The sequence below is a fragment of the Pseudomonas sp. Irchel 3A7 genome, assembly GCF_900187565.1.
GTDB lineage: Bacteria > Pseudomonadota > Gammaproteobacteria > Pseudomonadales > Pseudomonadaceae > Aquipseudomonas.
Genome location: NZ_FYED01000004.1, coordinates 76,733 through 88,741, shown reverse-complemented (window position 1 = coordinate 88,741; position 12,009 = coordinate 76,733). Strand labels below are relative to the sequence as shown.

13 protein-coding genes, 1 tRNA gene and 2 pseudogenes are annotated in these 12,009 nt (G+C 56.9%); 2 read left to right on the top strand and 14 right to left on the bottom strand.

The annotated features are described in order from the left end of the window. Window positions 1-265: 265 nt before the first annotated feature. Window positions 266-460, bottom strand: coding sequence for a hypothetical protein (locus tag CKW21_RS07615; protein WP_095193365.1), 195 nt, complete (start codon window positions 458-460; stop codon window positions 266-268). Between the two features lie 98 nt (window positions 461-558). Further along, window positions 559-795 (bottom strand): hypothetical protein, encoded by a 237-nt coding sequence (locus CKW21_RS07610; protein ID WP_095193364.1) that lies wholly within the window; start codon window positions 793-795, stop codon window positions 559-561. Window positions 796-989: 194 nt separating this feature from the next. Here CKW21_RS07610 and CKW21_RS07605 point away from each other — a divergent pair, with 194 nt between their 5' ends. Next, window positions 990-1,511, top strand: coding sequence for a DUF3016 domain-containing protein (locus CKW21_RS07605; RefSeq protein WP_095193363.1), 522 nt, complete (start codon window positions 990-992; stop codon window positions 1,509-1,511). A 504-nt stretch (window positions 1,512-2,015) separates the two neighbouring features. Here the strand turns inward: CKW21_RS07605 and CKW21_RS30495 are convergent. Next, a pseudogene (locus tag CKW21_RS30495) lies at window positions 2,016-2,209 on the bottom strand (DUF2514 family protein); the annotation flags it as partial. A gap of 471 nt (window positions 2,210-2,680) precedes the next feature. Further along, complete coding sequence (locus CKW21_RS31455; RefSeq protein ID WP_170948643.1) at window positions 2,681-2,836, bottom strand: hypothetical protein; 156 nt, start codon at window positions 2,834-2,836, stop codon at window positions 2,681-2,683. 203 nt (window positions 2,837-3,039) lie between these two features. On the opposite strand from CKW21_RS31455, the gene CKW21_RS07595 reads away from it, so the two are divergent. Further along, window positions 3,040-3,534, top strand: a complete 495-nt coding sequence (locus CKW21_RS07595) for a hypothetical protein (protein ID WP_095193361.1) — start codon at window positions 3,040-3,042, stop codon at window positions 3,532-3,534. 2 nt (window positions 3,535-3,536) lie between these two features. Here the strand turns inward: CKW21_RS07595 and CKW21_RS07590 are convergent. The 10 genes and pseudogenes from CKW21_RS07590 to thrS all read right to left on the bottom strand — a co-directional run. Beyond that, window positions 3,537-4,128: pseudogene (locus CKW21_RS07590) on the bottom strand (phage head morphogenesis protein); the annotation flags it as partial. 130 nt (window positions 4,129-4,258) lie between these two features. Beyond that, window positions 4,259-4,335: transfer RNA gene (locus CKW21_RS07585), tRNA-Pro, on the bottom strand. Between the two features lie 89 nt (window positions 4,336-4,424). Beyond that, the gene (locus tag CKW21_RS07580) at window positions 4,425-4,781 is read right to left on the bottom strand and encodes a MerR family transcriptional regulator (RefSeq protein WP_003179985.1); all 357 of its coding nucleotides are present in this window, start codon (window positions 4,779-4,781) and stop codon (window positions 4,425-4,427) included. Next, the gene (gene ihfA / locus CKW21_RS07575; RefSeq protein ID WP_002553164.1) at window positions 4,762-5,064 is read right to left on the bottom strand and encodes an integration host factor subunit alpha; all 303 of its coding nucleotides are present in this window, start codon (window positions 5,062-5,064) and stop codon (window positions 4,762-4,764) included. Before ihfA ends, CKW21_RS07580 begins: the two co-directional genes overlap by 20 nt. A 3-nt stretch (window positions 5,065-5,067) precedes the next feature. Continuing rightward, a complete protein-coding gene (gene pheT / locus CKW21_RS07570; RefSeq protein WP_095193360.1) occupies window positions 5,068-7,449 on the bottom strand; it encodes a phenylalanine--tRNA ligase subunit beta in 2,382 nt (793 codons plus the stop codon). 26 nt (window positions 7,450-7,475) lie between these two features. Next, the gene (gene pheS, locus CKW21_RS07565; RefSeq protein ID WP_007940232.1) at window positions 7,476-8,492 is read right to left on the bottom strand and encodes a phenylalanine--tRNA ligase subunit alpha; all 1,017 of its coding nucleotides are present in this window, start codon (window positions 8,490-8,492) and stop codon (window positions 7,476-7,478) included. 109 nt (window positions 8,493-8,601) lie between these two features. Further along, complete coding sequence (gene rplT, locus CKW21_RS07560; protein ID WP_007905879.1) at window positions 8,602-8,958, bottom strand: 50S ribosomal protein L20; 357 nt, start codon at window positions 8,956-8,958, stop codon at window positions 8,602-8,604. Window positions 8,959-8,986: 28 nt separating this feature from the next. Next, window positions 8,987-9,181 (bottom strand): 50S ribosomal protein L35, encoded by a 195-nt coding sequence (gene rpmI, locus CKW21_RS07555; RefSeq protein ID WP_002553160.1) that lies wholly within the window; start codon window positions 9,179-9,181, stop codon window positions 8,987-8,989. Window positions 9,182-9,241: 60 nt separating this feature from the next. Then, window positions 9,242-9,793 carry a translation initiation factor IF-3 gene (infC, locus tag CKW21_RS07550; RefSeq protein ID WP_169843736.1) on the bottom strand — a complete coding sequence of 184 codons (552 nt, stop codon included), beginning with the start codon at window positions 9,791-9,793 and terminating at the stop codon, window positions 9,242-9,244. Next, window positions 9,793-11,715 (bottom strand): threonine--tRNA ligase, encoded by a 1,923-nt coding sequence (thrS, locus tag CKW21_RS07545; RefSeq protein ID WP_095193359.1) that lies wholly within the window; start codon window positions 11,713-11,715, stop codon window positions 9,793-9,795. Before thrS ends, infC begins: the two co-directional genes overlap by 1 nt. Window positions 11,716-12,009 lie beyond the last annotated feature (294 nt).

Sequence of the window (12,009 nt, the reverse complement as noted above, 5' to 3'; positions counted from 1 at the left end):
GGAATCCTATCTAGTCGTCAAACTACTATCCAAGGACATCCCTCTCGCCACGCATGAAGCAGCCCACGCACAGCAGCTGCTTCGTCCCACCAGTTGGCTTGCTGCACTTCAACAGGACGCAGATTTTGGGCTCGATCACTTCCCTACCGCCGAAACGATGGCAATGGACCATCGTCGCCGGCTTCGGCTCCGGCATCGCACGCACACGCTTACGCACCTGCTCGTCCGGGGGATGCCGTCGATGACATGGAGGCGGGTTTGTCGGTCATCTGCGACACTGCATGGCCACAGTCTGAAAGAGCTCAACCAATTCAGGCAAGGCACGCTTATCCACCCTAATGGTTTTCTCTCCCCAGTTTTCGACGGCCACGGTGAGCAATACAAAATCGGAGTTGGTCCGATCCTCGCTGACGCCAACCCAGTGCTCCTTGCTCGTCTGAAATTTATAGGGCATGGGCATGATCAATCTCCTTCATCGAGAGTTGAGGTAGTGTCATGATCAGTGCCCTACGGGATTAAACGCCGGCACCGGCCTTTGCGGCACTCCTAAAATTGTTGTCAGTCTTCCGGCTCTTCCTCTTCATCCGGCTTGCACCTGGCGATCAGGTCAGCCATCAATCCAGCAATGGCATCAGTGTTGGATTCCAGCACCTGCAGGTGCTTGCTGACTCGGTCAGAAGTGTTCGTGGAACCACGCTGACCGATCCAGATACCGATCTCCTCGAGAGCAGACCCGAGAGCCATGATGTTCTGGTTCATGCGGTAAAGCAGTGCGGGAGTAGGATCGTCTGGCATGGCGTTTCCTCCAGTTTTCGGGGAAAGCGTAGCAAGAGGCGGGAAAAACAAAAGCCTGGCACTGAGCCGGGCTCCAGGGCGCTGAGGTTTATGCAGTCCGCGACAGATCATGTCAGAGCCCTGATATGCACCTTGGGCGTAAAATGAGTACGGTGCAGCATGCATTGAAAAGCGCTGCGCCTGGAGGTGATGCCATGCGCCTATTAACCGCTTGCCCCTCGATCGCACTGCTGGCCCTGTTTACAGTGCCGCTTGCCACCGCAGAGCCTTCGGTCGAAGTCGTCTTCACGAACCCCGAAAAATTCAGCGATGCCAGCCTGGATAGCCCAGGCTACGAACGTGGTGCCGACCCTTATGTCATGAAAGAGCTGCGCAGCTACATCCAGAAGCTTGGCGAGCGGTACCTGCCGCCCGGCCAGCAACTGCAAATTGAAATACGCAACATCGACCTGGCCGGTCACTACGAACCCTGGAGGCCAAATGCCTATGAGGTGCGCTTCATGCGCGATATCACCTGGCCGAGCATCGATCTACATTACGTGCTCAGACAAAAGGGTCAGATCGTGAGCCAGGCCGACGCCAGGGTCATCGATCAGTTCTACCTGCAACGCCCGGGGCGCGCCAACAGAAGTGACAGACTCTACTCCGAGAAGGCCATGCTTTCGGACTGGTTCCGCAGACAATTCACCGAGCAACATAAGATTGGGTTGAATTGACCTCCATACACTCCGCCCTCGGGGCCAGACACGAAAAAAGCCCGGCTCATTGGCCGGGCTCTCTGTGGTATGCGCGAGCCAAATCCCTTTGGCTGGGAGCATTGTGCTGGGTACGTATGACGTTGGCGTGACAGGGAGGATATGAAAAAACCCAGGCTCTGGCCGATCTGGAAAACCTTCGCCCCGTTCAGGGGGGGCATGATCATTCCTTCAATGGTATGTTTCATGACCGAGGCCCTTCGCGCCCTCCATCCTTGAATCCGCGGACAACCCAGGCCACTGCCCAGCCAAAGATATAGAGCGGCACACCAACGATCATCGTCCACAAGACCATACGGAGCAACAGCAGTCCTAAGCCAACGCCCCCTGCGGTGTCGCTAGCGACGAGCGCAAAAACCACCCCCAAAACCACACTGCACACCACCCAAGCCCTTTGCCAGCCATTGAGATGCCATCTCACAGTGACTCCCTCCCTTTCGCCCGCGTGTCGAAATGCATAGAACATTACCGAATGAGGGCATTATAGGACGCCTGACACACCAGACCCGCTATTTGGGCGCGGTCATAAACTTTCGCCAGCTCTCCCTGTCCAGCATCAGTCCGTGAGACAGTTTAGAGAGCACCATTGCGGCGCGGGTAGCTGCCTGACCTCGGGAAATAGCGGCGGTATCCGTGACGAGGCAACTGAGGGTGGCCGCTGCAACCAGGTCATCTGAGCCGGCTCATAGCACTGCGGGCCAAAGCCGCCGGCAGTTTTCACCGAGGTGTTCATCAGCTCTGAGATCCGTTGCGCTTACGGTGTTACTCGCGGCGTAACATCTACGCGGCGCTAGAGCGGCGGCCAGGTTCTGGAAGAACGACTCCTACAAGAATACTGGTTGAAAACCTGCATTTGGGCCAAAGACATGTGTTATTTCCCGACTTGAGAGGGAGATCTGGGAACTTGCTGGCAATCGCCTCGGTTCGTTCCGTTTTGGTGCCGCCAATTTTTCCTTTTGCGGCCCCGCCGCCATTCCCAGCACCGTTGGCCCGCCGCCCGATGCCTTACTCCCCGCGATCAATGGCGCGAACGCCACGTCGTTTGCGAACTCCACTGGTCGCCAAGGCTTGATTCAAAGCATGTAGCCCGTGCGAATGGACGGGCTTTTGGGGTGTTAAGTACTTCTGTGTCAGTCGTCCTGATCTATCTGATCAAGAAAATCAACGTCATCATCTTCGTCAACAACTGCCTGAGCGTCTTCTTCGACCCATGACTCGTCATTATGGAATTCATGATCGAGCAGATGATCGTGCTCGGGCTCTGGAATATCTCGTTCTTCGCTCATGACTTACCGAAAAAAAATGGAAAGAACGGACTGTATATGCAGATCCGCTCCCTCCGTCAACGATCACAGAACAGCTTGACGTTGTCTCCCAGTGACGTTGGTGCTGGTCCTGCCTGCTACGTTGAAATACGGGTAAAGTTCTCGGCCCGAATCAATAAAGAGATCGTGGAGTGCGCTTTCCGGTCCGCATGAAACGTAGAGATATGCCTGAGAAGAACAGAAACCGCGCACCAGCTTTGAACGCACTGCTAATAGCTGCCATCACCGCCTTCGCAACACTGGCTGCTGCAGGATTTGGGGCATACGCTCTAGTTTCATCTGCCAAACTCAGCCGAATCGAAAGCTGTATAAAGCGCGTGGACGAAAGAGAGATGATCACGCGAAGGAAGGCAGAGGAATTGCTGGGTAGCATGGGTAGCTTTCTAGGATCATTTGGCCCCCCCAACGAATTCCCTAGAGAGCCGGGAAAACTGGTTATTCAATCGGCCTTCGCACTCACCGCCTATGCCCCAGTTGAGCTCAACGTCGTAGCGTTAAAACTCGCAATGACTGTTTATCTTGGCCTCATAGCCCATACCAACGAGGAAATGGAGAGTGCTATAGCCGCCGCTCGGGTGTCATTTAAGGGATGGAATGACAACTACTTCAAACACATGCGATCGTTCGATGATGAGCGCGCAAAATGCTCTGGGCCATGAAACTATAGGCTCGCCCGTTGGAACGCCAAGGGCTCTAAAGCCTTCATCTGCACAAGGGTCAGCGGTTTGAAATTGCGATCGAGCTGCAGCTCGAAGAAACGCTCGATACTCAACCCGCCTTCACGGAACAGCTTCGCGCGGACCGGACCGATGGCCCTGTCCTGAAATGCGGCCGGCTGCTGCTTGAGCCAGTCGTGGCAGCTGAGGTCTGCCCTCACCTGCTGTGCGCCACCGTCACCGATGGATGCCCGGGTTGCGTCCTTGGCGAACAGGGCACTGAAGCGCGTCACCGCAACCACCGTCGAACGGAAGTTGATGTGAATCGGCGGCCGCGCCCCTTCGGTAAGTTTGAATCGGCGCTTATCGAGCGTCCGGCACTGGCTGGTCGTCTTCGAATCCAGAGTGCTGACCCACTCCACCGATTGCACGACATCGGAGTTCTCTTTCAGCGTCTCCATCCGCACCTGGGTGGCTACGTGCTGCACCGCCGTGCGAACGATCGCACCGGCGTTCCGGTTCGTCGTGGCCAGGATGCCGTCGTCGTACTTCCGCGCCTTGGTGCCGGCGAATGTTCTTGATGATCTGGAAGTTGGTCATTTGGTCCGAGGCAATTCCGGACCTGAATATCAGCGAAATCACCGGGTAGTTTTGCGCCAGTTTTGTGCAGGCACAAAAAAGCCGATCTGACTGATCGGCTTAAGTGTCTGATTTTACTCAGTAAATATGGTCGGGACGGAGTGATTCGAACACTCGACCCCTAGCACCCCATGCTAGTGCGCTACCGGACTGCGCTACGCCCCGACTAGGCGTGAATCTTGTTCCTCTTCTCGAGGAACGCTCAAGAATATATCGCAAGCTTTTGAAAACTGGAAGTATTTAAAAGCAGGAATTTATTTCTTGAGGACCACCAGTACATCTTCAAGCTCGGCGATCATCTGGCGAATCATTTGTTTGTATTGCGTGGTGTCGTCTTTGGCTTCGTCACCGGACAAGCGCAAACGCGCGCCGCCGATGGTGAACCCTTGATCGTAAAGTAGCGCGCGGATCTGCCGGATCATCAGCACGTCCTGGCGCTGATAATACCGGCGGTTTCCGCGGCGTTTGACGGGGTTGAGTTGAGGAAACTCCTGCTCCCAATAGCGCAGCACGTGCGGTTTTACCGCACACAGCTCGCTGACTTCACCAATGGTGAAGTAGCGTTTGCCTGGGATGACGGGTAGCTCGTCGTTATGACTTGGTTCCAGCATAAGCCTCAACTCGGGCCTTCAACTTCTGCCCTGGACGAAAGGTGACCACACGGCGAGCCGTGATCGGGATTTCTTCTCCCGTTTTCGGATTGCGGCCAGGCCGCTGGCGTTTGTCCCGCAGGTCAAAATTGCCGAAACCGGACAATTTGACCTGTTCGTTGTCTTCAAGAGCGTGCCTGATTTCCTCGAAAAACAGTTCGACCAATTCCTTGGCTTCCCGCTTGTTCAGGCCCAGCTCTTCATACAGACGTTCCGCCATCTCAGCTTTCGTCAAAGCCCCCATACGTCACTTCCTTAACGTGGCGTTCAACCTTTGTTCGAGCGAGGTGAGGATGTTTTGCGTCGTGGAATTCACCTCATCGTCATTAAGAGTGCGCGATGGATGCTGCCAGGTCAAGCCGACTGCGAGGCTTTTTCTATCAGGATCAATGCCTTTACCCTGATACACGTCAAATAGCCTGAGGTCTGTCAGCCATTCGCCTGCATTTTCACGGATTACGTCCAGTACCGCCGCGGCTGCGACGTCTTTGTGCGCAATCAGTGCCAGGTCACGACGAACTTCAGGAAAGCGCGACAACTCGTGGAATTTCGGCATTTTTCCGCTAGCCACTTCCGCCAGAACCAGCTCGAAAACAAACACCGGACGATCCAGACCCAGGGTTTTCGACAATTCAGGGTGGATGGCACCGACGAAACCGACCAGACGGCCTTCGCGCTCGATGCGCGCGGTTTGACCCGGGTGCAACGCAGGGTGCTTGCCTGGCACGAACGTGAAGGCATCCAGTGCACCGGCGAAGCCCAGCACCGCTTCCACATCAGCCTTGACGTCGAAGAAGTCGACGACATCGCGACCTTGCGCCCAGCCTTCCGGCAGACGGCTACCGCAAACCACGCCCGCCAGCATCGGCTCTTGCTTCAAGCCTTCGAGCTGACCGACGAAACGCAAACCGCTCTCGAACAAACGAACGCGATCCTGCTGACGGTTCAGGTTGTGCTGAAGCGCCTTGACCAGGCCTGGCCACAGCGACGAACGCATGGCAGCCATGTCGTTGGAAATCGGGTTGGCCAACAGCAGCGGCTCGACACCCGGATTGAACAGTTCGAACTGTTTCGGATCGATGAAGCTGTAGGTGATCGCTTCCTGATAACCACGGGCAACCAGCAGGCGGCGCAGCTCTGGCAGATCGCTGCGGGCTTCTGCCTTGGCTTGCGGCGCCAGACGCGCTTGCGGGTAACGAACCGGCAGGCGGTTGTAACCGTACAGACGGGCCAGTTCTTCGATCAGGTCGACTTCCAGGCTGATGTCGAAGCGATGGCTTGGCACTTCAACGCGCCACTGCCCTGCTCCCTCGGCAGAAATCTTCAGACCCAAAGCACTGAGCAGACGCTCGACTTCGGCCGAATCCATTTCCATGCCCAGCATCTGGGTGATGCGCTGGGCACGCAGGGTTACTGGCGCAATCGACGGCAGGTGCTGCTCGCTGACGGTTTCGATGATCGGGCCGGCTTCACCACCGGTGATCTCCAGCAGCAGGCCTGTGGCGCGCTCCATGGCTTCGCGGGCCAGTTGCCAGTCCACACCACGCTCGTAGCGGTGCGAAGCGTCGGTGTGCAGGCCATAGGAGCGGGCCTTGCCAGCGACGGCGATCTGATCGAAAAACGCGCTTTCCAGGAAGATGTCACGCGTGGTCGCGGTGTTGACGCCGCTGTGTTCGCCACCCATGACGCCGGCAATAGCCAGGGCGCGAGTGTGGTCAGCGATCACCAGCGTATCGCTACGCAGGCTGACTTCCTGACCGTCGAGCAGTACCAGCTTCTCGCCTTCTTCGGCCATGCGCACACGGATGCCGCCATTGATTTCGGCGAGATCGAAAGCGTGCAGCGGTTGACCCAGTTCCAGCATCACATAGTTGGTGATGTCGACGGCAGCATCGATGCTGCGTACATCGGCACGACGCAGACGCTCGACCATCCACAGCGGTGTAGGCCTGGACAGGTCGACATTACGGATTACACGACCCAGGTAACGTGGGCAAGCGGCAGGCGCCAGCACTTCAACCGGACGCACTTCATCGTGCACGGCTGGAACGACAGCAACCACTGGACGAGTGACCGGGGTGGCGTACAGTGCGCCGACTTCACGGGCCAGGCCCGCCAGGGACAGGCAGTCGCCGCGGTTCGGGGTCAGGTCGACCTCGATGCTGGCATCGTCAAGGTTCAGGTATTCACGAATGTCCTGACCCACCGGCGCATCGGCCGGCAACTCCATCAGGCCGTCGTTACCTTCACCGACCTGCAGCTCGGCTTGCGAGCACAGCATGCCGTTGGACTCGACGCCACGCAGCTTGGCTTTCTTGATCTTGAAGTCGCCCGGCAGCTCGGCACCGAGGGTGGCAAACGGGATCTTCAGGCCCGGGCGCACGTTTGGCGCACCGCAAACGACCTGGAAGGTTTCCGAGCCATTGCTGACCTGGCAAACACGCAGCTTGTCGGCGTCAGGGTGCTGTTCGGTGCTCAGCACCTCGCCCACGATCACGCCACTGAATACACCGGCGGCCGGCGTAACGCTATCGACCTCGAGACCGGCCATCGACAGACGAGCAACCAGCTCGTCGCGACTTACCTGCGGGCTGACCCAGCCACGCAGCCATTGTTCACTGAATTTCATCCTGCTCTCCTAAGAATTCGTTACGACTAGCGAAATTGCGCGAGGAACCGCAAGTCGTTGTCGAAGAACAGACGCAAGTCGTTCACGCCGTAACGCAGCATGGCCAGACGCTCAACGCCCATGCCGAAGGCAAAGCCCGAAAATTCTTCCGGGTCGATCCCGGACATGCGCAGCACGTTCGGGTGAACCATGCCGCAGCCCATGACTTCCAGCCAGCCGGTCTGCTTGCAGACGCGGCAACCTTTACCGCTGCACATCACGCATTCCATGTCGACTTCAGCGGATGGCTCGGTGAACGGGAAGTACGAAGGACGGAAGCGTACTGCCAGTTCTTTTTCGAAGAACACGCGCAAGAACTCTTCGATGGTCCCTTTCAGGTCGGCGAAGTTGATATCGCGATCGACCAGCAGGCCTTCGACCTGGTGGAACATCGGCGAGTGGGTGATATCGGAGTCGCTGCGATACACACGGCCTGGGCAGACAATGCGGATCGGCGGCTGTTTCGATTCCATGGTGCGGACCTGTACCGGCGAGGTATGGGTGCGCAGCAACATGTTGGCATTGAAATAGAAGGTGTCATGCATCGAACGGGCCGGGTGATGGCCTGGGATGTTGAGCGCCTCGAAGTTGTGGTAGTCGTCTTCGACCTCAGGGCCTTCGGCAATGCCGTAGCCAATGTGGGTGAAGAACTGCTCGATACGTTCCAGAGTCCGGGTAACCGGATGCAGACCGCCTGAGGTCTGGCCGCGGCCAGGCAGGGTCACGTCAATGGATTCGGCGGCGAGCTTGGCCGCAAGATCGGCCTCCTCGAACAACGCCTTGCGCGCATTGAGAACCTCTGTGACACGCTCCTTGGCAACGTTGATCAGCGCGCCGACTTGCGGACGCTCTTCTGCCGGCAAATTCCCCAGGGTCTTCATCACCTGAGTCAATTCGCCCTTTTTGCCAAGGTAGTGAACCCGGATTTGCTCCAGGGCATTGATATCTTCAGCGCTTTGCACAGCCTCTAGTGCTTGCGAGACGAGCGCGTCCAGGTTTTCCATGTACAGACTCCAGATACAAAATAGGGGAAGAGCTTGAAGGCTCTTCCCCTATTTATGACGTTTAACACCTGACCCCACAGAGGTGAGGCCGGGTGACTGTCGGGGGTACTTAAGCCAAGGTGGCTTTAGCTTTCTCGACAATCGCAGCAAACGCCGCTTTTTCGTTCACTGCCAGATCAGCCAGAACCTTACGGTCGATCTCGATGGACGCTTTTTTCAGGCCGGCGATGAAACGGCTGTAAGACAGACCGTTGATACGAGCACCAGCGTTGATACGAGCGATCCACAGAGCGCGGAACTGACGTTTTTTCTGACGACGGTCACGGTAGGCGTATTGGCCTGCCTTGATTACCGCTTGCTTGGCAACACGGAATACGCGCGAGCGAGCGCCGTAGTAGCCTTTAGCAAGTTTCAGAATTTTTTTGTGACGTTTACGGGCAATGACGCCACGCTTTACACGAGCCATGAGTTACTTCCTCTATTCTTGACTAAAATTAACGAAGGCGCAGCATGCGCTCGACTTTTGCCACGTCAGACGGATGCAGCAAGCTGCTACCGCGCAGTTGACGCTTACGCTTGGTCGACATTTTGGTCAGGATGTGGCTCTTGAAAGCGTGCTTGTGCTTGATACCGTTAGCAGTTTTCAGAAACCGCTTAGCAGCACCACTTTTGGTCTTCATTTTTGGCATGTTCGGATACTCCGCATTCAGTTGATAAACATAATCAGAAGGCCTGCCGTGCCCTGTTGATTACTTCTTCTTTTTCGGGGCGATGACCATGATCAGCTGGCGTCCTTCCATCTTAGGATGCTGTTCGACCGAACCGTACTCGAGCAAGTCACCTTCAACTCGCTTGAGGAGTTCCATCCCCAGCTCCTGGTGGGCCATCTCACGGCCGCGGAATCGCAAGGATACCTTGGCCCTGTCCCCGTCACTCAGGAAACGTACCAGGTTGCGCAGTTTTACCTGGTAATCCCCTTCCTCCGTCCCTGGACGAAACTTGATTTCTTTTACCTGAATCTGCTTCTGGTTCTTCTTCGCCGCAGCAATCTGCTTCTTCTTTTCGAAGATCGATTTGCCGTAGTCCATCACCCGGCAAACAGGCGGGACGGCGTCGGCGGAGATTTCTACCAGATCAAGCTTGGCTTCTTCAGCAATACGAAGCGCTTCATCAATCGAGACGATGCCAATCTGCTCGCCGTCAGCGCCAATTAACCGAACCTCGCGTGCCGAGATATTCTCGTTGATCGGGGCTTTCGGTGCAGCTCGTTTATCTTGTCTCATTTCACGCTTAATAATAATTACTCCGAATCTTGGCGACCACGCCGGGAAACCGCTTGCGCGAGGAACTCGGCGAACTGGGCGACGGGCATCGAGCCCAGGTCAGCACCTTCACGAGTACGCACAGCGACAGTCTGCATCTCGACTTCCTTATCTCCAATAACCAAGAGATAGGGAACCTTGAGCAAGGTATGCTCGCGGATTTTAAAGCCGATCTTTTCATTTCTCAAGTCAGACTTGGCACGAAACCCGCTTTCGTTGAGAGTTTTTTCCACTTCGGCAACAAAATCTGCCTGTTTATCAGTGATATTCATGATCACTGCCTGGGTCGGCGCCAGCCACGCAGGGAACGCACCCTCGTAGTGCTCGATCAGAATTCCGACGAAACGCTCGAAGGAACCCAGGATCGCCCGGTGCAACATCACCGGATGCTTGCGGCTGTTGTCCTCGGAGACGAATTCGGCGCCCAGACGGACAGGCAGGTTAAAATCGAGCTGCAAGGTACCACATTGCCAGACGCGGCCGAGGCAATCTTTCAGCGAGAATTCGATTTTCGGACCATAGAACGCACCCTCGCCCGGCTGCAGATCGTACGGCAGGCCCGCACTATCAAGGGCGGCGGCCAACGCAGCTTCGGCGCGGTCCCACAACTCATCGGAACCGACGCGTTTTTCCGGACGAGTGGACAGCTTCATTTCGATGTCTTTGAAGCCGAAGTCGGCGTAGACATCCATGGTCAGCTTTATGAAGGCAGCGGACTCGGCCTGCATCTGTTCTTCGGTGCAGAAGATGTGGGCGTCGTCCTGGGTGAACGCACGCACGCGCATGATGCCGTGCAGCGCACCCGATGGCTCGTTACGGTGGCAGGCACCGAATTCGGCCAGGCGCATCGGCAACTCGCGGTAGCTCTTCAGACCCTGATTGAACACCTGGACGTGGCAAGGGCAGTTCATCGGCTTGATGGCGTAGTCGCGGTTTTCCGACTGCGTGGTGAACATGTTGTCGGCGTAGTTGGCCCAGTGCCCGGATTTCTCCCACAGGCTGCGGTCAACGACTTGAGGTGTCTTGATCTCCAGGTAGCCGTTGTCGCGCTGCACTTTGCGCATGTACTGCTCGAGCACCTGGTACAGGGTCCAGCCGTTCGGGTGCCAGAACACCATGCCCGGCGACTCTTCCTGGGTGTGGAACAGGCCCAGGCGCTTGCCGATCTTGCGGTGATCGCGCTTCTCGGCTTCTTCAATGCGCTGGATATAGGCAGCCAGCTGCTTCTTGTCAGCCCACGCGGTGCCGTAGACGCGCTGCAATTGCTCGTTCTTGGCATCACCGCGCCAGTAGGCGCCGGACAGCTTGGTCAGCTTGAAGGATTTCAGGAAGCGGGTGTTCGGCACGTGCGGACCGCGGCACATGTCGACGTATTCTTCGTGATAGTACAGACCCATGGCCTGTTCGTTCGGCATGTCCTCGACCAGGCGCAATTTGTAGTCTTCGCCGCGGGACTGGAACACTTCGATCACTTCGGCGCGCGGAGTGACTTTCTTGATGACGTCGTAATCTTTCTCGATCAGCTGCTGCATGCGCTGTTCGATGGCCGCCAGGTCGTCCGGGGTGAAAGGACGCTCGTAGGCGATGTCGTAATAGAAGCCGTCGTCGATGACCGGACCGATGACCATTCTGGCGGTCGGGTACAACTGCTTGACCGCGTGGCCAACCAGGTGGGCGCAAGAGTGGCGAATGATCTCCAGCCCCTCTTCATCCTTTGGCGTGATGATTTGCAGCGTAGCGTCGCTGTCGATGATGTCGCTGGCGTCGGCCAGCTTGCCATTGACCTTGCCGGCTACAGTAGCCTTGGCCAGACCGGCACCAATGGATGCGGCGACTTCGGCGATGGAAACCGGGTGATCGAATGAACGTTGACTGCCGTCGGGAAGAGTAATAGTCGGCATGGCGCCTCCTCTCCTAGTGGTGACCCCTACCAAAGGTCACGTGGGTTGGGATGAGCCAGTACAAGATCCGATCCAGGCCATTCAATGACGAACGCCTGCCTTACAGCGGCAGGAGCCTTGCGGCCAACCGGAAAACCGAACCAGAGTGACTGGGATTCAAATCAGGATTATTCGGGCATCTGCCGCGGCCGGGACTGAAGGTCGACCGGAGCCTGCAAGCGCCCGAGCCCGGCATGCTAGCACAGATGAACGGTCAGGGCGGCGTAGAGGTTTCCCGCCAGGGTAAATCCGCTG

Excerpts from the sequence above, each read along its gene's own strand:
- CKW21_RS07615 (WP_095193365.1), bottom strand. The coding sequence starts at position 460 with ATGCCCATGCCCTATAAATTTCAGACGAGCAAGGAGCACTGGGTTGGC.
- CKW21_RS07610 (WP_095193364.1), bottom strand. The coding sequence starts at position 795 with ATGCCAGACGATCCTACTCCCGCACTGCTTTACCGCATGAACCAGAAC.
- CKW21_RS07605 (WP_095193363.1), top strand. The coding sequence starts at position 990 with ATGCGCCTATTAACCGCTTGCCCCTCGATCGCACTGCTGGCCCTGTTT.
- CKW21_RS31455 (WP_170948643.1), bottom strand. The coding sequence starts at position 2,836 with ATGAGCGAAGAACGAGATATTCCAGAGCCCGAGCACGATCATCTGCTC.
- CKW21_RS07595 (WP_095193361.1), top strand. The coding sequence starts at position 3,040 with ATGCCTGAGAAGAACAGAAACCGCGCACCAGCTTTGAACGCACTGCTA.
- CKW21_RS07580 (WP_003179985.1), bottom strand. The coding sequence starts at position 4,781 with ATGCTGGAACCAAGTCATAACGACGAGCTACCCGTCATCCCAGGCAAA.
- ihfA (WP_002553164.1), bottom strand. The coding sequence starts at position 5,064 with ATGGGGGCTTTGACGAAAGCTGAGATGGCGGAACGTCTGTATGAAGAG.
- pheT (WP_095193360.1), bottom strand. The coding sequence starts at position 7,449 with ATGAAATTCAGTGAACAATGGCTGCGTGGCTGGGTCAGCCCGCAGGTA.
- pheS (WP_007940232.1), bottom strand. The coding sequence starts at position 8,492 with ATGGAAAACCTGGACGCGCTCGTCTCGCAAGCACTAGAGGCTGTGCAA.
- rplT (WP_007905879.1), bottom strand. The coding sequence starts at position 8,958 with ATGGCTCGTGTAAAGCGTGGCGTCATTGCCCGTAAACGTCACAAAAAA.
- rpmI (WP_002553160.1), bottom strand. The coding sequence starts at position 9,181 with ATGCCAAAAATGAAGACCAAAAGTGGTGCTGCTAAGCGGTTTCTGAAA.
- thrS (WP_095193359.1), bottom strand. The coding sequence starts at position 11,715 with ATGCCGACTATTACTCTTCCCGACGGCAGTCAACGTTCATTCGATCAC.